Source organism: Desulfosporosinus sp. SYSU MS00001, assembly GCF_049943955.1.
Taxonomy (GTDB): domain Bacteria; phylum Bacillota; class Desulfitobacteriia; order Desulfitobacteriales; family Desulfitobacteriaceae; genus Desulfosporosinus.
In genome coordinates, this window is record NZ_JBNFTW010000005.1 from 309411 (window position 1) to 330877 (window position 21467).

Below are 21467 nucleotides of genomic sequence, written 5' to 3' on the forward strand. Positions count from 1 at the left end.
ATCTCTCCTATCAACTTAACCACATCACTCCACAAACCGTCGGTTGATCTTAAAAAATAAATTATTTAAAAATAGCTCCGGCAATAATCATTCTCATGATTTGATTTGTTCCTTCATAGATCTGAGTGATCTTAGAATCTCTCATCATTCTTTCAACATGATAATCCTTCATGTAGCCGTTTCCACCTAGCATCTGAACGCATTCTACAGTTACATGCATCGCTGCATCTGTACAAGCCATTTTTGCCTTAGCTGCTGAAACTGAATAAGGTCTTCCTGCTTGTTTATCAAGAACTCCTTTATACAACAGATATTTAGCTTGTTCAATTTCAATCTCTAATTCAGCCATTTTAAATGCTAAATACTGATTCTTGTATAAAGGCTTACCGAACTGAATTCTATCTTTCAAATATTGTTTCGCTATATCAAATGCTCCTTCTGCAAGACCGAGTCCTTGTGCTGCGACTCCAAATCTCCCACCATCAAGAGTTTTCATTGCTATGCCAAAACCTTTTCCCTCTTGTCCTACTAAGTTTTCAGCTGGGACAATGCAATCATCAAAAAGCAGTTCTGAAACTTGAGTAGCTCTGATCCCACATTTGTTTTCAATAGTGCCAATTGAAAATCCCGGGAAACTTTTTTCAACAATAAACGCTGATAAGCCTTTTGTTCCTTGACTTATATCCGTCGAAGCAAATACTAAGAAAGTCTCTGAGAGAGGACCATTTGTAATGAAGCATTTAGAACCATTTAATACATAGTGATCTCCATCTCTTTTAGCTGTAGTTCTTACACCTGCTGCGTCAGAGCCCGCATTTGGCTCAGTTAATCCGAAAGAGCCAAATTTCTTTCCGGAACATAGATCTGGAAGATATTTTTTCTTTTGTTCCTCTGAAGCGTTTTGATATATTCCTCCCATACAGAGAGAGGTACTTACAGAATATGAGATACCAACGGCACTATGCACCTTGGAAATTTCTTCGACAGCTAAGATGTAGGATAAATAATCTCCGTCGGAACCACCATATTCTGATGAAAACGGTAAGCCCAACAAACCCATCTCACCCATCTTCTTATACTGTTCTACAGGAAATATACTATTTGCGTCGCTCTCATAGACGATCGGTTGAAGTTCCTTCTGTGCAAATGATCTTGCCGTGTTCATAATCATTTCCTGTTCTTCAGATAAACTAAAAGAATTAACATCCATTTTTAATTGCCTCCTCCTAAATTTTAAATAGCCTCTCGGCATTCGCCGAGGTAGTCAGGACAAGGGTTTCCTTGAACCAACTTTATTTTCCCCGGTGTTGGTACCTTCTACGACTTCTTCAAACGCCTTTGGGCTGCCAGTGGAAACAATCTCAAGCCCCCAAACATGTCGAGACGCAAGAAGAAAACTAAGAAAGGTAAAAAGGGAGAAAAGGCTCCAACGACCACGCCGGGTAAAGTAAACGTTTGGTCGAGTGGATGATTCGTCACAACAACAAGAAATCGGTCTTACCAAGTGATCGGTTATTCCACTTTTTTTAGACTCAAATCCTTGAAATCTCTGCGAATCATGGTTTACTTGGAGACGTTAACGCGCTTACTGGTATCCAGGGATGAGACCCCCATCGCCAGTTGCTACAAGTTTGAAACGATCGATGATTACTACATTTCTCTTTGAGCTTCACTAATTCCAAGTTAGTTTCTGGGAATTTTTCTATTTCAGCTCTCAAATTGCCTAATTGTTTGCTACTTGTCTAGAAATATTGAATTTTCATTCAGTCTACTTAAAAACGGATACAAAAATCCAATAACACCTCCTATATTTTGCAATTTAATAAAATATTCAGATATGCTTGACTATTATATATTACATCGAATTTTCAATTAAATCAATATTTAAAATTTATTGAATATTATACTTAATTGTCGTGTCCTGTCGCCCCTCTCTCACAAGGCGTCCTGTCTCTTGCAGTCAATAGGGGAAGAATTATCCTGACACGTGCCAATACCAGTAGATTTCTTCAATAGTTGCCTTTGCCTATGTCAATCAATGTAACGTGTACTTCTTCCAAACTTTTCAAAAATACTGGAACAATGTTAGAATCGAATTGTTTTCCGGAATTAATTTAGATTTCATATAAAACCTGTTCTTGACGATTTCTTCTTCAAGCATTGCATTGACCTCTTCTAACTTTGCATTAGACTGTTCGAGCATATCGTTTGCCGTAATTAAAACATTTAATCATGGCAAAATAGAACCACTGGCGACTATAATCAACACCAGTGGTTCTATTTTGAGTAATAACTCAAAATTCAAATTAAAACCAACATATAAAATAGTTTATGTTTTTATATAAAAGTTTATGATCAATGAATAATCTGATTTAAACAAAACACTATAATTCAATTTTATAATGTATATAAATAAAAATATTAGTTAAAGCATTGTAAGCTAATTTTAAATATGTAATAATTAGTACAAACAGATGGAACTATAGATTTAACAAAAAACACTACAATGTACTATATAGGGTGCCCTGTATATAAAAAGGAGTCGAATTAGAATGCTTAATAAAAGTTTTTTAAGCGATGTTCGGAAAGCTTTGACAATAAATCAAAAATTTAACGAAAATAATTTTTTAGTTAAGGAAATTGAAACTCAATCGGATATTACGCTTTCTATCATTTATCGTTTTGACCCGGAGTTCTATTTCCAAGCTAAGGTATCTAAATCAGGTGATAATAGTATTCCAACCCAATTTAGCCCTCAAACCACAGAAAATGGTGAATTGAAGAGAGTTACTGATTTGAATAATTCTATATCTTTATGGACTGAGCAAATATACAAAGAACTAATGATACGATTTTATAACTAGTACTATAATGGAGGATGAGTGAGCAGGCCTTATTCACTAAAAGCACGTGTCAGGAGGACCCCGGACACGTGCTTTTTTGTGCTTTTGAAAGGATGATTATTCCCCTGATAAATTAAGGACGAACTCTTTTGTTCCCTCCAAAAAACTCAAGACCCTCAGCTATTGGTCGAGGGATAAGGAGCAAAGGATGACAATGTCCCCATCGCTTCTGGTATTCATAATAATATACCTAAATCATTTAAATTGACCTGATTTATTTGCCCTGTTACGAGGATATTTTTCTCTTTTTGCCACTGGCAAACGGATTTCTCTGTTCGTCCTTCGAATATCCCGTCACAAATACCACCATAATACCCTTGCTCTTTTAAAGCTTGTTGAATTAATTGTACCAAATTACCACGCGATCCGTTAACAGAAAGGTTATAAGCGATTGGACCTTTAATATAAACTTTAGTACCTATTTCTACCTGTTCATAAACTTCTTCCACATCCCTATTATGCATTCTGATACATCCATGACTAACTTGCTTTCCAATTGAATCAGGTCGATTTGTTCCGTGAATACCATATGTCCCCCATGGAACACTAAGCTGCATCCATCTGGTGCCAAAACCACCTCCCCAATGGGCCTTATTAATGACGTTATAGTTGCCGACCGGACTAGGGGTTTTCTTGGCTCCAACTGCCACTGGGTATGCTTTGATGATTTTATCCTCTTGACACAACTCCAATTTACATTTAATTAAGTCAATAAAGATTTCAAGCAGCATATCATTACCTTCTTTTTGTATTAGTTTATGTTAGAAGGTTAAATGTGTAATTTGTGCAGAAATCTTACCAACGTTGTCTCTTCCTCTAATGAAATTTAGGTTAGACAATATTACAGGGATCAGGCGCTTTTATATAGAGGTTTATTTTTTGCAGTAACGGGAAAAATCTTTTAATGTAAATTCATTTGAATAAAGAGGTGAGCCTATTGAACGTTCCGGGTAAAATTAGTTTTGCCACCTTTGCAGGTGGCTGCTTTTGGTGCATGGTATCCCCGTTCAAACAACTTCAAGGTGTTATTAATGTGGTTTCGGGCTACACCGGTGGTCATACTGAAAACCCAACCTATAAAGAAGTATGTTCTGGAACGACTGGACATTTCGAATCTGTCCAAATTTCGTTTGACCCTAATCAAATATCCTATGATAAACTTCTAGAAGTTTTTTGGCGACAAATTGATCCAACTGATCCAGATGGTCAGTTCAATGATCGAGGGCAGTCATACCAAACGGCTATTTTTTATCATGACGAGGAACAGCATCGTAAAGCCGCAGCTTCTAAACAAGCTCTAATTGAAAGCGTTCAGTTCCAAAAACCTATTGTTACCAAAATTCTCCCTGCAACAAATTTTTTCCCTGCAGAAGAATATCATCAAGATTACCATGAGAAAAACCCTTTCCGCTATTCTCTATATCGTCAAGGGTCTGGACGAGATGAGTTTATAAATCATAATTGGCCAATTGATAGGTTGCAGATAAAATCCAGACTAACTGATTTACAATATCATGTTACGCAAGAGAATGGGACCGAACCGCCTTTTCAGAACGAATATTGGAATAATGAACGTGAAGGTATATATGTTGATGTAGTCTCCGGTGAACCTCTATTTAGTTCAAATGATAAGCTTAATAGTGACTGCGGATGGCCTAGTTTTACGAAGCCCATTGTTTCAAAATCCTTAAAAGAGAAAGTAGATTTAAGCCATGGAATGACTAGAACGGAAGTGCGTAGTAAAGAAGCTGATTCCCACTTAGGACATGTATTTCCCGATGGGCCAGGTCCTAATGGGCTTCGATACTGCATAAATTCTGCATCGCTACGTTTTATACCCAAAGAAGAGTTAGATCGCGAAGGATATAGCGAATTTAACTTATTGTTTAAGAATACCTAATTGAACACTACTTCTGGACAAATTGCTAATTCAATGTTCAGTAACATATTAGCCTTTCGCTTAACGGAAGTTACAGTAACCTTACCATGGACCATAGTGTTTAAATCGAGTGAAATTTATAGTTGCATTAACTGCTGACCATATAGCTATTTTTTTGGCCTTCTTTACTCTGTAGTAACAATCTTTTTTATAAAACCTTTGTAACACTCCGTCAAATACAACTTCATTATCCAGTTCAACCCATGCATGATCAATATCAGCATAAACATTTATTTTCCCATGAACTAACCATGCATTAATTGGCGTACCTAACAACGAAATATCTATCACATAATTCCATGCCCTCTTGAAACAGTCATGAAGATGTAACTTACCGTCCCCCGGTATATATCCATCGGGACATTCAACCTCGCATTGTATGAGTTCTTCTGTCAACATAATTTCTGGACCTATAATTTTCTTTTTCATCTTTCCGCCTCCTAATAAAAAACATCGATTCATTTTTTATTTTTGGCGTCCAGTTTCTTATCCATTTCCCTTTTTGGTCTGCATAAAGTGCGTATATACTTTATTAAAGTTCACTATTGCAGTTCTCGCTCCAGGACTAAAGAGCAACATTTTATAGTCGTTTGTCGATTTTGTGGTGACATAAAGGATTCCGCTCTTTTCCATTGTAAGTGAAGCATAGTGTATCACCAATATGTATTCTCCTGTCTCGTAAAATTCTACCATCACCATAAATTTTTTTTTTGCATCGTGATGGCTTATTAAGTTCTTAATCATGAACAATTTACTTACCAATGTGCCCCCGCTTTTATCCTTTGATATAAGAACGCTGGCTTCCATGTGCCGCTATGAAAAAATATCAATTGCTTTATAACCTTAATGAAATACACCAAGTGCTTGGAGTTGCAAAGTCGGCTCGGTAGAAAACTCATTTAATTTAAGTACCACAAAATGTACGGTAGGGAATACCAGATGGCTCTGGCATCGATGTGAATTCTTCCTGTTCCTGAGAGTATGCGAAAGGTTCTTTTAGAATATCTAAAAACCGCTCCATTACATGGTAGTCCTCATTTTTAACCGCTGCTTCGAGTGCAGCTTCTACACTATGGTTGCGAGGGATAACCGCAGGGTTGCTTTTTTGCATCAACTCTTGAGAGGAACACTTTGTTTCCTGCTGCCCGCTTAGTCTTGATTGCCACTTTTGATACCATTCTTTGAATTCTTGGGTGCCAAACAAGACTGTATCTGTGGGATTATCGAATGTTAATGCCCGGAAAGTATTAGTATAGTCCGCATGATATTTTTGCATTATGCTCAGTAAATCTCCGATCAGCAATACGTCCCCTTCCTCTTCGTTGAATAATCCAAGTTTTGCTCTCATTCCTATAAGCAAGTTTCGGTTAAATAACTTGTTAAAACCTAAAAGCGCTTCTTGAGCTAATTGGACAGCTAGTTCCTGGTTGTCGTCGAGGATTGGTAATAAGGTTTCAGCAAATCTGGCAAGATTCCAAGCAGCGATATGCGGCTGATTTCCATAGGCATAACGTCCTTGAGTATCAATAGAACTAAACACAGTATTTTCATCGTATTCGTCCATAAAAGCGCACGGACCATAATCAATCGTTTCTCCACTAATTGTCATATTATCGGTGTTCATTACACCATGAATAAAGCCAAAAAGCTGCCATTTAGCAATTAATTTTGCGTCATTACTGCCACCTCCCTAAATTGTGAACCTCCCCTACCTACACTTCGCTAAGAACGAAAACACTGTTTTCGCCGTAGGATAGGGGCTTCCGGCAAGCCCATAGTGCATGTCTCAAGGGTATCTCGTTTGAGATGCCTCACCCGATAGGCGTGAGTCCATCATTTCGGTAAGGCCGGCAACTCTATGCATTTGCTGCATACAGGCCAGGTTCATGGCATCTACTACTTCTTGCCTTAGGCAATCCGTAGATACTTTAGCTCTTCTACATATACTTCTCGAAACACCCCATATTTGTAGTTGCTCAAGATATTCTTGGCTCCGTGAATATCCCGGTGTTCTTGATATCCACAAGTACACCTGTAATTTCTAGAGGAGATTTTCTTTCTTCTCCCACAAACAGGACATGTTTGTGTTGTAAAGGATTCATCGACCTTTTGAAGGCTTATCCCTTCAACTGCCAATTTATAGTTTAAGTACGTGGTGGTTCGTCCAAAATGCCACTGAGACATTTTTTGATTATGTTTACATGAACGTTTGTGCTTGTTCTTTTTCTTCCGGGGTGAGGTATGTCGCTCGATGCCTTCAACGTTGCCGACAACAACTTCCTTGACGTTATTCTCTAAACACCAGTTTACAAACTCACGGGTGGTTTTATGAAGGACATCCGTCAACTGGGCATCACTCTTGCTTAAGATATAGGTCAAAGCTCGTCGGTACTTTTTCCATTGACGGGACCCTTTTTGACATTTGGCGATCTTTTTTTGAAGTTCCTTCAGCTTCTTATTTCGAAAGCGTTTGAGACTTCGGAGCTTACGACCCGTGATGATAACTCCTTGGCCGTTATCACAGACTGATGCAATGGTGTGAATTTCTCCCAGATCGATGGCTGCGATATTCACATGATCGTTTTCGTTTGGAGATTTACCGTCATCGTACGTTATAGCCAATCGAAGACCGCGGTCATAGATGAGTTCAATCTCTTTAAGTTCACCGGAAGGCAACTCTTTGATCTGGACAATTATAGGTTTTTGACGTTTATTATTGAGAAGCCCCAAACTTAACGCAATTTTTCCGTTGTTGCCTATGCGAAAGCCATCTTTTTTCCACTTGGTATTGAAATGCTTCTTAGGTTTGTACGGGTAACGAATTTTAGTGAATCCCAATCGTTTGGCCTTATGGGCATTTTCTCGAGCATCGAGGTATTTTTCGAAGACTCCTTGAATGGACTGACTGTGAATCGGGTATTGACCTTTCGTCGCTAAATGCAACGTCCCACGGGTAATCCATTGACCGGTTTGTTGAAAATGTTCTTTGGCCAAGCTTAGACAATCATTCCAAACTTGAGCCGAGGTGCGATTACAGGCAAAGAGACGGTCAATATTCGTTTGGGAAGTCTGGAATTTAGTTTTTAAGACACGGATTATCTTAACCACCACCTCAACCATTCGTTCGTGTTATCCTTATTTTACCACAACAAGAACGAATTTAGAACAGGTGTTCTGTAATAATTTGGGGGCGGCGATTCATCTCGCCACCTATAGAGGATGGGGGTCTTCTCGCCGCAAAAGGATAAAAAATAACAGAACGTTGGGAAAAGAACCCGTAAAAAGGAACTTTGCGGGTTCTTATATTTTCCTTAAAGATAATTGGCCTTTAACTGTTCGACAAGATTAATATATTTTTCATACAAACCATCGCCGGTCTCCTGAGCTTGAATCATAGAAAAATCTTGTACTAGTTTATTTTTCGCCGTTTCAGAAAGATGCATTTCTGCCATTGGATAAAGAATATTATTTTCTTTGTCAATATGCGCATACATAAGGGTTGTATAGCCAGAAGCATTCGCTGCAAACTCTTCAAGTGCTTCTTTATCTCCATGTTTGAACTTTTCAAAAGCCTCCCGCATTCCACCGATGTATCTTCGTCCATTGTCATGTTCATAGAGCATTAATGTAAACAACGAGAGAAACTCACTCACAAATTCATTGCTTTGATATAAGCATGAGCTTAAGAATTCAAAACCCATGAATTACAAAATCAATTTACACTGGAGCAATTTCAAATGAACAAAATAGAAATTGCAACTAACACTTTTTGGGTAGGAAAAATTGATAATCGCAAAGTTCCGTTTCACCGGCTTTTTCCATCTCGCCAAAATTATGAATAATAAGCGAAGCAGAATGATTGAGATAATTATGCATATATCTAATATAAAATTACCACACCCTTTCCTTAAACATCAGAGAGATTAAAAGCATTCTGATTTTGACAAAAAACATTTATTCTGTATTTAGGAGAATATTTGAATAATGAGATCATTAGTTAACAAAGGCCAAAAAGGCTTCGAATTGATCGCTCATCGTGGTTATCGACTTCTTTTCCCGGAAAACACATTAGTCGCATTCCGTAAATCTTTGAATTTAGGTGCTGATGGTATTGAGCTTGACGTTCAAATGAGTTGTGACAATGTTCCAGTGGTAATTCATGACGAAATAGTAGACCGAACTACTAACGGCCAAGGACCGGTCACTAATATGACCTTCCGAGATCTAAAACAGCTTGATGCTGGAGCAAAATTCTCGAATTCCTATCGTGGAGAAAGAATCCCTTCACTTCGTGAAGCACTTTTAACCGTTAGACATAAGGGGATTATGTATATTGAGTTAAAGAAAACAGTTACCCCTCCTGACCTTGAACGTATTCTTTATGAAATCTATCAATCTGATATGGAAAAACATGTAAGGGTGATCTCCTTCAGTTTTGAACAATTGGAGATATTTAGATGTTTAAATTCGTCCATTCCTTTGGGAAAACTTCTTTTACCGGATGATTTTAATATTGAAAGAATGAAAGAGGCCAATATTACGTTTGCTTGTGCCCCTTTTCAAGCATTTATTGAAATCCCTCAATTACTCCCCTTGCTAAAGGCTAATAAGTTTATCCCAAATGCCAACGGAATTACTAGCCGCCGTACAGCCAGATACTTACTTCAACTAGGTATTCATATTCTTGGTAGTGATATCGCCTTATAAAGAACTCGTAGCTTGGTCACAATCTGACACTACACACCCACCTCCGGCGATCCTGCACGCGAGACTCGCTACTACACCAACTATCCCTTATTTCAAGTCTTGAGATTGTGTTTTTTTCTTAGGTAGACAAATTTATTTTTATGTTTTATGATTAAATCAACAGATTTATCATACTAATTTTATCGGAATAGGTGGTATTAAAATGCCAGACATTTACCAAAAAAAATGGGCTCTTAATCCCGGTAATCTAAACAGTTTTGAATTAATTAAATTGAACACGGATGGACTCGACATTTTAGAGAAGCTTAACGTTTTTAAGAAGAGAGGTTTTACTTCCATCAGCGAGGAAGAAAGAGATCTGCTCAAATGGGTAGGTATTTATATCCAACGCCCCCGATCAGAGGGGCATTTCATGATGCGGGTCAAAATCCCCTTTGGAGTTATAACAAGTTCTCAAGCACGGGTCCTTGCCTCTATTTCTAGAAATTACGCTCGAAGTATCTTAGATATTACTACCCGACAATCAGTTCAGTTTCATTGGCTAAAAATTGAAGATATCCCAAGCATTTTAAACAGACTTACATCAGTGGGCTTGAGCAGTATAGAAGCCTGTGGTGACTGCCCACGAAATATTATCGGGAACCCTTTGGCAGGAATAGATCCTAATGAAATTTTGGATACACGTGAGATCCAACAAGAAGTTCAAAACTTTTTTCAAGGAAATAGGGATTTCTCAAACCTTCCCCGTAAATTTAAAATTTCGATCTCTGCTAACATATTTGATACTGGTTATGCTGCAATTAATGACCTGTCCTTTACGCCTGCTTCCAAATTCATCGATAATGAAGTAGTCAAAGGTTTCCACGTTTATGTGGGCGGAGGATTATCTGCCAGACCCCATTTAGCAAAGAGACTGGATGTTTTTTTAAGACCTGACGAGATTCTCAAAGTAACCATTGGAGTTGCAACACTATTTCGTGATTTTGGGTTTCGTCAAAACCGCCAACATGCACGTCTGAAATTTTTAGTAGCCGATTGGGGGACTGTAAAATTCAAACAAGAGCTCGAAAAGTTGGTTGGACCTCTTTTAACCAGCGGAAATGATTTAACTAGTGATTGGAATGAAGGATATTTTAATGGCATTCACCAACAAAAACAACCTGGGTTTCATTATTTTGGTTTGTCCGTCCCACTTGGTCGTTTAAGTGCGAATAATATCACAGAACTCGCTGACTTAACTGACAAATACGGAGACGGCATGATACGAACCACGAATTCCCAGAATATAATTATTGCCGGAATTCAAGATAGTCGCGCAATGTCCTTCTTACGTGAACCCCTTCTAAGCGAATTAACCCCTTTCCCTAAAACATTTAAGGCTCATACGATTTCCTGTGCCGGTAAAGAGTTCTGTAATTTTGCCATCGTAGAAACAAAGAAATATGCCCAACGACTCTCCCAATACCTCGATGAAAAATTAAATACAGATAATCCCATACGTATTCATGTTACCGGTTGTCCCAATTCTTGTGGGCAAGTGCAACTTGCGGATATAGGACTGCGAGGAATTAAAACAAAAAAGGCAGGCCAAATCATTGAAGGTTTTGAACTACAAATTGGAGGTATACTAGGCCCGGAACCACAATTTAGTACAAATTTGAAAGGATTCATCCCGGCAGATAAAGTACATCTAGTACTGGAACATTTGATTTTTTATTATAGGGTTCACAAAAAAGATGGCGAATCTTTCCATATGTTTATTAATCGAGTTGGAGTAGAGACATTTCAGAATATACTTGACGACTTTCTAGACAGTGTTTTCAATTTGAAGGAACCTCGATACGGCTCATAGACTCCTTGATAAATCAACACCAAAAGTCTAGCCATTGAGCGACATGGAAAAAGGAGAGCTTTCTGCTCTCCTTTTTTAAGTGAACTACACCATTGCAAGTCACTAGATTGTTTTTCCTGCTTCATAAGCTTTTAATAAAAGCTCTTTATGATTAGCCGCAGTATTGGGATCTATGCCGCCCGTTAGTAAAATGGTATTAACAACGTTTAAACCAAACATCTTAAGCATAGCTTCATTGCTTTGAAAGGATGTCTGAAAAGCCTGGGCGTTTACCGCTACACTCTACGAACTTTACCGGATCTTGTACTATAAAGATAATACACATAAAATAAGAAACCCACAAAGGTGATTAGCGTAGTGGCTAAAAAGGTAACCTCATATGAGAAATGCTGAATGACCATTCCCATTAATAATGCACCTAAGCCAAGCCCGCCGTCAAAGGCAATAAAGAAAGTCGAAACTGCAGCCCCCCTCTCGGTATGACCAGCTCTGTCCACTGTCCAAGCTAAAATTGACGGTTGTGCTGCTCCAAAACCAGCGGCGTATATAACACCAACCAAAAGAAGAATAGGGAAAGACCAAGTATAGGCTAACAAGAATGTCCCACCGGCCAATAAAAGCAGTCCGGGCATGATTGCCGCTTTGCGACCGTATTTATCAGAAAGTCGTCCCCAGATCCCCCTGGTCAAAAGTAAAGTTAAGGCATAAACGATATAATAAAAAGCATAATCTGACAAGCCCAGAAAATTTCCTGAAATACCTCGATCCATTACTAATGTAGGTAAAAAACTAACCACACATCCATAACCAATACTTGCGGTCATCATTACAAAACCCGGCAAAAGAGCTGCTCGACTTAAACGAGAACCAGTAGATCGATCTAACTTTGGCTGGTAACGCTCATGTACCGACCCTGCAAATGCAAATGCGGGGAGAAGAGTAAGTGCAGCACCCCAAAAAACTGCTTTATAATTGCCAAACTGGAGTAACAACACACCGGCAAATGGTCCTATAGCCATAGCAACGTCCATGAAATTTGAATAATATCCCATAGCCTCGCCCCGACGCTTACCGGGTACGACATCGGCGACTATCGTACTAATCGCGACAGGCACCACAGACCAACCAATGCCGTGTAAAATTCTGATAAAGATAAGCCACCAAAGTTGATGAACTAACGGATAAATTATAAAAGAAACTAAAATTACGATTAAGCCAAACATCAATAAGAGATGCCGGCCACGAGTATCCAGAAGTTGCCCAACTATCGGACGAACAGCCACCGCCACTAAAGTAAATATTCCCATGACAAGGCCCACCGAAGCAACTGACCCGCCCAGTTGCAAAACATAATACTGTAGTGTTGACAAGAGGTAATAGAAGCTGCCAAAAACTAAAAAACTTGTTATATCAACAAAAAGAAAATCTCTTGTCCAAAGACGCTCTTGTTCAAGCATACTCTTCCCTCCTAAAAATAGTATTTCCCAAATCTAGACATCATCGTAGGGGATAACCTCTGCGAAGTATGTCATAACATTTCCATTTTGATCAGGTTGAATCACTTCGGTTAGCTTATCAAGCTTTCACCCCTGGAATAATAGAAACTCATGGATTAAGATTCTCCTTTGGTTACAAGCAAGGCATGTTTAGACATTAATTTTAGCTTATCAAGAATATAATCTATCTCCCCCTCATTCATATCCTTTGCTAAAATATCCGTCCAACGACTAAGCATATCTAATATTATTGGCTGCACATTCTTACCTTTTTCAGTTAGTTTGACATTGTATGATCTCTTATCGTCTAAACTTTTTTTTCTCGTTACATACCCCTTTTTTTCTAAGTTTCTTATTACCCTTGTTGTCAGTGCTTCATCAATATAAAGCTTGTCAGATAAATATTTTTGACTAACTCCATCTTCCTTTTCGGCTAAATTTATCAGATAGATGTATTCTGATGAGTTTAAAGCATAAGATTTCATCTCATTATTAACATAAATTTGAGCTTGCCTATGAAGTATTGAAATCCACTTTCCAATACTTTTCCTTTCAATATTTTCCATTATCGCTGCCCCTTTTTTAAACTACTTGATAGCTCAAGTAAATTATAACAATTATAGTTGATTAGTCAAGTAAAGTATCCTATTGCCATTCCATTGCTTCTCCATAATAAGGCTTGATTAGTCGACACATTGAATTAACGTTAGGGACTTAATCCTAACTTCCCTCATACAATAATCTGAAGGAGGTTAGATTATGAACAATCAGAGCTTCTTAAGTCACAATCACGGTAGTGTTACTCATACTTCGTGCGATGATAACCATTCCCATCAATGTCTTGATATTACGGGCCCAGCAGTCGTTACCGTTGACGGTGGTCACATTCACTATTCAGAAAGCTTTGTCATGTATGAATACGGACATGCACATCACTATAAATCCGTTTCTGGTCCGGCGATTTCACTTCCGAATGGCTATCATACGCACAATTGGGACTTTTACACTTCTTATAATGCAGGGCATCGCCACCATGTAAGTGGTCTTGACATGCCAGCTCCGAGTGCTTAACCCAAATAAAAAAGGTGCCCGGAAATCTTTAAGGCACCATGGTATAAATATTAACATTCTTTTCTTATGTTAGGTGATAACTATAAAAGAACTGTGGCCATTTAGGCTTTGCGGTTCATTTGCCCACTGTAGCAACTTAAGCAACATTTTATTTGACTTCTCAGTGAGAGAATTCTTAGTTCTAAAGCAATCAAAATTTAAACGTCGCACCTGCGCTAGCCCATTTAAACTGGGATGGAAATTCTAAAGATAAACGACTGGCCATTTGCAGTCCAGTACAATGGTTGGGTGCGAGGACCTCCAGATTTAACGTTTTGAGATATGAGATCGTCTTTTCTTTTTGTTCCGGACTAGCTGGCCCAAGGTGAGTACCTCCAATAATGGCTCGAACCTTATCAATTCCAGTCACTTTTATAGCATGTTGGATGGTCGTTAAAATTAACCGGCCGAAAATACAAAAGATATTTGTCTACAAAAAAGATGACACCTCTATGTCACCTTTAATTTATTTATAGTAGGAATTTATTTTTTTTCAAACCACTTTTCTGTCATCCCTATACAATTGCGGGTCGCTTGATTGATCCAAAGGTACTATTGTTCAAGCACATCCGCAAATTGCAATATCCTTATTACTTCGGTAATCGTTCCGAAACCAACGATGAACCGATATTCTTTAAGACAGTGTGCAGATCTTTTCTTTCATACGCCGATCCATTTCGCATACCGGTAACGACAGGTACCTCTTTAACATCAAATTCCAGCAACTCAAACATATGTTTCGTATAATCAATATACGACTGAAACAGGCTGGAATCAGGATTACCCTGATTAAACGTAAGAATTAGCTTTTTTTCGGCGGCATTTTCTTCTTTGAAATATGGAGAGTATCGCGGAGAGAATCGCGCAAACATCCTATCGATGAATATCTTCGCCTGGGCAGTCATCTGCATCATGTAAATAGGAGAGCCAAAAACAATGGCATTGGCATGATCAATCGCCTCATTAAGTTTCTGCATGTCGTCTTTGATAACACAACCCTGATCGCCCTTATGGCAGCCCCAACAACCCCGGCACGGTTTGATATCAAGATCGCTGAAATACCAGGATTGAGTTTCAGCGCCTTCTTCTTTCGCACCTTCGAGTATTTTGTTTACTATCCAGGCAGTATTGCCTTCTTTCCGCGGACTTGTTATAAATCCGATGATTTTCATCTTTTCGACTTGCACGTCTGACCTGTTTATGGTTTGTTCTGTATAGTGCGTATTCATTATAAAATTCTCACCTCAAAAAGAATAATTATGTTTCCTTGGCAACACAATTATTCTATCGTTCCATTGTTTCCTTGTCAACAATTACGTTTTTGAAATTGCAAAAAGATCATGGTAAATAATGCTTTGCTATTAAGATATCTCGATAAAAACTTCAGAAAGTCTTTAGTTTTTTCCTCCCTTTCTCTTTAGTTTCCTGGGATATGATTAATCGCATTGAAAGGGAGTGAAAACATGGAACTAATTAAATTCAATTTAAACTTAACCTTAACCGAAAAAATGACCTTTTTAATTAAATTCCTAAAGTCACCTTGCCAAATAGGCAGTGTCACACCAAGTTCCAAATTTCTCGCTGCAAAAATGTTGGAGCCCATAAATTGGCAAAGGGTAAATGCTGTTGCAGAACTTGGTGCTGGTACGGGCGCTTTTACAAGGCATATTCAAGCCGTAAAAAAACAAAATTGCAAGTTGGCAGTCTTTGAAAAGGATGACGAAATGCGGAATATGCTTAGCACTTTGTGTCCTGATCTGAATTATTTTAAAGACGCCGCCCACCTTTCCGAAGGGACCCTATCAATAGGTTTGGATTCCCTGGATGCGATTATTTCCGGGCTACCCTTTGCCCTTTTTGACGAAGACGCGAGGGAACAAATTATCGACGAGGTTATCCAATCCTTAAAGCCCCAAGGAATCTTTGTTGCTTTTCAATACTCTCTTCAAATGAAACCCCTGCTGTCCCGTAAATTCTCCCAGGTTAAGATTTCCTTTGTTGCTCGGAACCTTCCACCTGCATTCGTTTATGTCTGTCACAAGTGAGAGGAGGAACTGAGATGCATAATGCAGTATTATTAAACATGATTCAACATTTCGGTTATCTTGCCCTATTTTTTGCCCTGTGGTTAGGCATCGTCGGAATGCCGATTCCCGACGAGGTAATTGTTATGACGGCCGGATTGGTAACTGCCCTCGGGCTGCTTAATCCAATTTTGGCTTTTCTTCTTACGTATTTAGGTGTAGTATCCGGACTATCTGTAGGATATTTACTAGGCAATCAACTTGGTGCGCCTGTAATTGACCGGCTCGTTCGGAAAAAGAAAACGGGGAAATATCTCAGACAGGCCCAGGCAATGCTCAACAAGTTTGGTCATTACGCTCTGCCAATAAGCTACTTTTTGCCGATGGTACGCCATCTTGTCCCTTATCTTGTAGGTATCAGCAAAATGCCATACCGTAACTATGTAGCGTATGCTTATTCAACAGGCTTTGTATGGACCCTAATCTATTTTATAGTGGGAAGGATTTTTGGGAACCATATTGACCAAATTGCTCAAATGGTCACGAGGTACGGATTCTTCGCCCTTGCCATCTTGTGTGTTTCAGGTTTTATAGTTTGGAGAGGAGTTTGTAATGGAACAACCGACAATACTAGTTATTGATGATGATGACGCAATTAAAAATCTCATCGGAATTTACCTGCAAAACGAAGGCTTCCAAGTCATCAAAGCTGAGGATGGCTTGGAAGCTCTGGAGATTCTCGCCAATGCCCAAGTCCATCTGATCATTCTTGATATCATGATGCCAAAGATGGATGGCATCGAGGCTTGTTTGAAAATCCGAACGAAAAAAAACGTGCCTATTATTATGCTCTCGGCCAAAACTGAAGACATGGATAAAATCCATGGACTCAGCGTAGGAGCTGATGATTATATAACTAAACCTTTTAATCCCCTGGAGTTAGTCGCCAGGGTTAAGTCGCAGCTGCGGCGCTATCTGCGTTTTACCCATGCCGATGAATCCGATAACAATCCTTACGAACTTGAGATAGGTAATCTCCGAATTAACACCGCAACACATCAAGTCCTAATAAAACAACAGGAAATTAAACTTACTCCCAAAGAGTTTGCTATTCTAGAGTTGCTTGCTCGTAACCGGGGAATGGTCTTTAGCAGTGACCGAATATATGAACTAGTTTGGCAAGAACCAATGCTTGAATCAGAAAATACCGTGATGGTTCATATACGAAATATCCGCGAGAAGATAGAAGATAATCCTCGAAAGCCCCAGTATATTAAAAATGTTTGGGGAGTTGGATATAAACTTGATTGGAAATAAAGTAAGAACTAAAATCAGCCTGCAACTGCTTCTTGCTATAAGCATTAGCTTTATTGCCTCGTTCGTTGCCTGGATACTTATTGCCTATAATATTTCATGGCATATGATGAGTGTGCGTTCATTCAACCGAACCTTTTATAATACTGTACTATTATCAATTTTCATAATCAGTATTGGAATTTTCATCGTTACCTTTTTAATGCTAATTAACAAGAAAATTAGATACCTTAGGTATCTTTCTGAACAAGTCAAAGAAATTGCCCACGAAGGGTTTGGTTCCGTGATTAAAATTCAAGGAAATGATGAAATTACCGAACTTTGTATAAGTATAAATTCCATGTCCAGAGAACTAAAGCACAAACTTGAGCATGAACGGGATGCCGAAAGAAGCAAAAACGAATTGATTAGCGGTATCTCACATGATTTAAGAACTCCCTTGACCTCAATCAAGGGGTATCTCCAATTGCTAAAGGATCAGCAATATGAAACCCCAGAACAACTTATGAATTTCGTTGGCGTTGCCTTTAGCAAGACTGAAATGCTAGAGAGTTTAGTAGACGATCTCTTTGAATTTACGAGACTTACGGGGAAAGACGTTAAACTGGAGTACCAAAAATTATGTCTTAATGATATTGTTCATCAACTTGTGCTGGACTATGGTCCTTTATTTCAAAAAGAGAATCTTTCTTTACAAGCATCAATCCCTGATGAAAAATTTCTTGTTCGGATTGATCCAGATAAATATGTACGAGTCATTGAGAATCTACTTGGCAATGCTCTAAAATACAGCCATAAACCCGGCAATGTCTTAGTCAGCCTTTATACTATTAATCAAGGCGTAACGATGACCATTAAAAATCCCGGAGAAGTCATCAAGCCCGAAAACCTTTCCCATTTATTCGACCGTTTTTATCGGCTGGAGAAATCTCGGTCCAAGGAGACCGGAGGTGCAGGATTAGGTCTTGCTATTGCCAAAAGTATTGTTGAACTCCACGACGGAAGGATTTGGGCCGAAAGCCAAAACGAGACCATTTATTTTAACGTCTGGCTGCCTTTAGACTAAAGTTTAATTAAATTGAAGATTTCTTGTTGACTTTAATGTCCCAAACCCTGGCCAAGTCCGAGCGATTTATTTACATAAATGCAAATACCTATTGACTTTAAAGCGTCCCCAATCACCCTTTGCCTATTGTTAACTATCATATTAATCAATTCATTAACACAAGGATTAATCTTGGACAGCACCAAAGGATCATAGAATGCCAGCAAACTCCAAGTTCCTATAGACGTACGGTAGCTGCTTAATGTGAACTCTTTTCGGGTTGAAGACGGGGAAATGTTGTCATTTACTATTATTTTACTGCAATCTATGTGCACGATTCTTTTAGCTGTATTTGCTACTCTTTGGAAGTCAAGCGCTGAATAGACCAAAGGACACGCTTCATGATGAGCAAGCCAAAAGCCCATCATTGTTAAACTGGCATGTGAAATATCTTCCCAGCCACTTTCACCATAATAATATGGCCAGTAACTCCAGTAATAGCTATTTGACTGTTCATCCAACCGAAAACACGTATGGAAATAGTTGAATCCTTTGACGACTTTATTTAGATGGTTTGAGGTGGCGCATAATTTATCAAGAAGTGCACAAGCGGCAAGATAAGCATTACCTCTGTTAGGCATAGTAACCTTACCGGCTTCATCGAAATCACCAAAATTTGGTTCAACGGGATAACCTGACACAAGTGAGAAATCCATCCAATTATCGAGGGTATTGTGTGCCTCCAGTGCATCCCTACAAACCAATAAGTAGATCTTCACTCGGTCAAAGTATCGTCGAATGCCTAATGTCATTACCTCTTTAATAAAAAGAAGTATTGGCATACATATTACGGCAGTGTGAACGGGATAGGCATGTATGTTGCCGTACTGCCCTCCATCATTCCATACTGGTAATTTTATTCCTGTACCTAGATAACTTTCTACATCTAGATCAGTGTCCCGCTGGCTAATAATCCACTCAATTTGGGGAACCATCCAATCAAGGTATTTTACGTTGCCTGTTGCTTTAAACATATAGTATAAACCAACCCCGATTGCACCCCAACCCCAAGCAAAATCACCACCCCTATATGATGTATTCACTTCTGCAAGCCATTTACCCGCGGACTCGCCAGTGTGGTATGGGTCCTTGTTTTTATATATCCAGTCAAAGACTTCTTGCGCTGAATCTTTCATTTAAAACCTCCATTCCGACGCTGTTGCACAATCCTGCGAGTGAACTCGTTCAGCTAAAGCTGAACATCGGTGCTTCAGATACAATAATGTCCAGTGGACATTATTGCCGAGCCGCCTTTCCCAAAAGGAATACTAAGCGGCGAAGGAGGACTCAACCCAACCTGAAGTTAACGAAGGACCCACCCCCACTTATAGAAGTGGGGGGCTTAAAAACTGTATAAATTATCTTCATTACTGAAAACTGACTTTAATTTAAATATATGTAGCATTCCTTTTAGATAGTATCTACCCTAAAAGTGCATACTTTCATATTTTTAACTATTATATATAATTATACATATAGCTCGCTCATAAACTAAACGTTGGAGCAATAATAATAACAGGTTTAAAAGTCGTTATTTAAGCAAGAAAAAGGGGGAATTATCATGGAAATTAATGAATGGCATAATGAAACAATTGGGCACAAGGCTGTTGAAGCTTTAAAAAAGAATGAATTTGACGCGGTGTACTTTGCAACCGCTGAGGAAGCGGCGGCTTTTATTATGAATCACGTTAAGCCAGAAATGACCGTAGGTTTTGGCGGGTCAATGACAATCAAGAACATGGGAATTCAAGATAAAGTTAACGCTGTCGGCGGCAAAGTTTTAGACCACGGTGCGCCTGGTATTGCCCCGGAAGAAAAGATAGCTATTTCCCGGCAAGAAATGCTAAGTGACTTATACTTGTGCAGCAGTAATGCCATTACTCTGGACGGTATGCTTGTTAATGTTGATGGCTTAGGGAATCGAGTCGCTGCCATGAGTTTCGGTCCCAAAAAGGTTATTATCGCAGCTGGTGTCAACAAACTATGTAAAAATGAAGCTGCCGCCTTTGCAAGATTAGAAGGGATTGCAGCTCCTATGAATAATAAAAGACTGGAGACTCCCAATCCTTGTACTAAAAACGGTGTATGTGTTAATTGTCAAGCCCCAACCAGAATATGCAGGGTATATTCTGTAATGAGGAAGAAGCCGATGGCGGCAGATATAACGGTATTAATTATTGGTGACAGCTGCGGATATTAATTCTGCAAAGGGCATTATTTAATGAAAGATATTGCAATTGCCTCTTCTTCTCTATTTTGGGTATATTATTGTTGAGGGATTTTACGGAACAATAAGCTCCAGGTAGAAATTGGAGGGTTTGTGATGAATAACTTATTAGGTAGAACATTAGCCGGATTTACAATGCTTATAATATCTCTGGCTGCATTTATTTTTTTACCTGCATGGACAATTAATTACCTGCAGGCTTGGATCTACCTGCTGACATTTTCAATTTCGGTAATACTTATAACTCTTTACTTATTTAAAAAGGATCCGCAATTGTTGGGACGTCGTCTCAAAGCAGGAGCAACCGCCGAAAAAGAAAAGAGCCAGAAAGCGATACAAGCCCTGGCAAATTTGTTTTTCTGTTTTGTATTCATTTTTGCAGGGCTTGATTTTCGCTTTCATTGGTCCCGTGTTCCCCTAAATATTAGTTTATTGGCCAATGCTTTTGTTTTATTAGGATTTTACATAGTATTTCTGGTTTTCAAAGAGAACAGCTATACTTCCGCTATAATTGAAGTAGATAAAAATCAGAAAGTCATTTCAACAGGACCCTATAGGTTAGTGCGTCATCCTATGTATTCTGGGGCAATACTCATGATGATATTTTCACCTATTGCTTTAGGTTCATATTGGGCTGTACTCTTTGTAATGCCGTTAATCCTTACCATTGTTCTTCGGCTTCTGGACGAGGAAAAATTCCTATCTAAAAACCTCTCAGGTTATACAGAATATTGTAAAAAGGTTCGTTATCATTTGATACCTTTACTTTGGTAAATATCTAAAGACGTTG

20 protein-coding genes and 1 pseudogene are annotated in these 21467 nt (G+C 38.7%); 11 read left to right on the forward strand and 10 right to left on the reverse strand.

The window, feature by feature from the left end:
• Window positions 1-61 precede the first annotated feature (61 nt).
• Complete coding sequence (locus ACPUYX_RS11715; protein ID WP_088227296.1) at window positions 62-1210, reverse strand: acyl-CoA dehydrogenase family protein; 1149 nt, start codon at window positions 1208-1210, stop codon at window positions 62-64.
• 1342 nt (window positions 1211-2552) lie between these two features.
• On the opposite strand from ACPUYX_RS11715, the gene ACPUYX_RS11720 reads away from it, so the two are divergent.
• Entirely contained in the window at window positions 2553-2864 is a 312-nt protein-coding gene (locus tag ACPUYX_RS11720; protein ID WP_426379840.1) for a hypothetical protein, read from the forward strand.
• 215 nt (window positions 2865-3079) lie between these two features.
• Here ACPUYX_RS11720 and ACPUYX_RS11725 read toward each other — a convergent pair whose 3' ends face one another.
• On the reverse strand, window positions 3080-3634 hold the full coding sequence (locus tag ACPUYX_RS11725) for a L,D-transpeptidase family protein (RefSeq protein ID WP_426379841.1): 555 nt from the start codon (window positions 3632-3634) through the stop codon (window positions 3080-3082).
• Window positions 3635-3819: 185 nt separating this feature from the next.
• Between ACPUYX_RS11725 and msrA the strand changes: the two genes are divergently transcribed.
• Window positions 3820-4803 (forward strand): peptide-methionine (S)-S-oxide reductase MsrA, encoded by a 984-nt coding sequence (gene msrA / locus ACPUYX_RS11730; RefSeq protein WP_426379842.1) that lies wholly within the window; start codon window positions 3820-3822, stop codon window positions 4801-4803.
• An 81-nt stretch (window positions 4804-4884) separates the two neighbouring features.
• Here the strand turns inward: msrA and ACPUYX_RS11735 are convergent, their stop codons facing one another.
• From ACPUYX_RS11735 to ACPUYX_RS11750, 4 genes and pseudogenes are all read right to left on the reverse strand, one after another.
• Entirely contained in the window at window positions 4885-5271 is a 387-nt protein-coding gene (locus ACPUYX_RS11735; protein WP_426379843.1) for a hypothetical protein, read from the reverse strand.
• A 475-nt stretch (window positions 5272-5746) separates the two neighbouring features.
• Window positions 5747-6514: pseudogene (locus ACPUYX_RS11740) on the reverse strand (protein adenylyltransferase SelO family protein); the annotation flags it as partial.
• 236 nt (window positions 6515-6750) lie between these two features.
• Window positions 6751-7962, reverse strand: a complete 1212-nt coding sequence (locus tag ACPUYX_RS11745) for an RNA-guided endonuclease InsQ/TnpB family protein (protein WP_426379844.1) — start codon at window positions 7960-7962, stop codon at window positions 6751-6753.
• A gap of 191 nt (window positions 7963-8153) precedes the next feature.
• On the reverse strand, window positions 8154-8477 hold the full coding sequence (locus ACPUYX_RS11750) for a hemerythrin domain-containing protein (RefSeq protein WP_426379845.1): 324 nt from the start codon (window positions 8475-8477) through the stop codon (window positions 8154-8156).
• Window positions 8478-8826: 349 nt separating this feature from the next.
• Here ACPUYX_RS11750 and ACPUYX_RS11755 point away from each other — a divergent pair, with 349 nt between their 5' ends.
• Together ACPUYX_RS11755 and ACPUYX_RS11760 are read left to right on the forward strand one after the other, a co-directional pair.
• On the forward strand, window positions 8827-9549 hold the full coding sequence (locus ACPUYX_RS11755; RefSeq protein WP_426379846.1) for a glycerophosphodiester phosphodiesterase: 723 nt from the start codon (window positions 8827-8829) through the stop codon (window positions 9547-9549).
• 202 nt (window positions 9550-9751) lie between these two features.
• Window positions 9752-11401, forward strand: a complete 1650-nt coding sequence (locus ACPUYX_RS11760; protein ID WP_426379847.1) for a nitrite/sulfite reductase — start codon at window positions 9752-9754, stop codon at window positions 11399-11401.
• A gap of 275 nt (window positions 11402-11676) precedes the next feature.
• On the opposite strand, the gene ACPUYX_RS11765 is transcribed toward ACPUYX_RS11760, so the two are convergent.
• Both ACPUYX_RS11765 and ACPUYX_RS11770 read right to left on the reverse strand, forming a co-directional pair.
• On the reverse strand, window positions 11677-12858 hold the full coding sequence (locus ACPUYX_RS11765; protein WP_426379848.1) for an MFS transporter: 1182 nt from the start codon (window positions 12856-12858) through the stop codon (window positions 11677-11679).
• 155 nt (window positions 12859-13013) lie between these two features.
• Window positions 13014-13463 carry a MarR family winged helix-turn-helix transcriptional regulator gene (locus ACPUYX_RS11770; RefSeq protein ID WP_426379849.1) on the reverse strand — a complete coding sequence of 150 codons (450 nt, stop codon included), beginning with the start codon at window positions 13461-13463 and terminating at the stop codon, window positions 13014-13016.
• Between the two features lie 193 nt (window positions 13464-13656).
• Between ACPUYX_RS11770 and ACPUYX_RS11775 the strand changes: the two genes are divergently transcribed.
• Window positions 13657-13968: a YmaF family protein gene (locus ACPUYX_RS11775; protein WP_426379850.1), complete on the forward strand. Its 312-nt coding sequence runs from the start codon at window positions 13657-13659 to the stop codon at window positions 13966-13968.
• A 629-nt stretch (window positions 13969-14597) separates the two neighbouring features.
• Here ACPUYX_RS11775 and ACPUYX_RS11780 read toward each other — a convergent pair.
• The gene (locus ACPUYX_RS11780) at window positions 14598-15179 is read right to left on the reverse strand and encodes a flavodoxin family protein (RefSeq protein WP_426379893.1); all 582 of its coding nucleotides are present in this window, start codon (window positions 15177-15179) and stop codon (window positions 14598-14600) included.
• Between the two features lie 291 nt (window positions 15180-15470).
• On the opposite strand from ACPUYX_RS11780, the gene ACPUYX_RS11785 reads away from it, so the two are divergent.
• Genes ACPUYX_RS11785 through ACPUYX_RS11800 form a run of 4 tightly spaced genes read left to right on the forward strand, consistent with a single transcriptional unit; the run spans window position 15471 to window position 18411 of the window.
• Window positions 15471-16052 (forward strand): class I SAM-dependent methyltransferase, encoded by a 582-nt coding sequence (locus ACPUYX_RS11785; protein ID WP_426379851.1) that lies wholly within the window; start codon window positions 15471-15473, stop codon window positions 16050-16052.
• A gap of 14 nt (window positions 16053-16066) precedes the next feature.
• Entirely contained in the window at window positions 16067-16672 is a 606-nt protein-coding gene (locus ACPUYX_RS11790) for a DedA family protein (RefSeq protein ID WP_426379852.1), read from the forward strand.
• Window positions 16644-17348 (forward strand): response regulator transcription factor, encoded by a 705-nt coding sequence (locus ACPUYX_RS11795; protein ID WP_426379853.1) that lies wholly within the window; start codon window positions 16644-16646, stop codon window positions 17346-17348. The genes ACPUYX_RS11790 and ACPUYX_RS11795 overlap by 29 nt, the downstream gene beginning before the upstream one ends.
• A complete protein-coding gene (locus ACPUYX_RS11800; protein WP_426379854.1) occupies window positions 17335-18411 on the forward strand; it encodes a sensor histidine kinase in 1077 nt (358 codons plus the stop codon). The genes ACPUYX_RS11795 and ACPUYX_RS11800 overlap by 14 nt, the downstream gene beginning before the upstream one ends.
• A 32-nt stretch (window positions 18412-18443) precedes the next feature.
• On the opposite strand, the gene ACPUYX_RS11805 is transcribed toward ACPUYX_RS11800, so the two are convergent.
• Window positions 18444-19586 carry a hypothetical protein gene (locus ACPUYX_RS11805; protein ID WP_426379855.1) on the reverse strand — a complete coding sequence of 381 codons (1143 nt, stop codon included), beginning with the start codon at window positions 19584-19586 and terminating at the stop codon, window positions 18444-18446.
• Window positions 19587-20011: 425 nt separating this feature from the next.
• On the opposite strand from ACPUYX_RS11805, the gene ACPUYX_RS11810 reads away from it, so the two are divergent.
• Window positions 20012-20650 carry a lactate utilization protein gene (locus ACPUYX_RS11810; RefSeq protein WP_426379856.1) on the forward strand — a complete coding sequence of 213 codons (639 nt, stop codon included), beginning with the start codon at window positions 20012-20014 and terminating at the stop codon, window positions 20648-20650.
• A gap of 123 nt (window positions 20651-20773) precedes the next feature.
• Window positions 20774-21451: a methyltransferase family protein gene (locus ACPUYX_RS11815; protein WP_426379857.1), complete on the forward strand. Its 678-nt coding sequence runs from the start codon at window positions 20774-20776 to the stop codon at window positions 21449-21451.
• The last annotated feature ends 16 nt before the right edge of the window (window positions 21452-21467 follow it).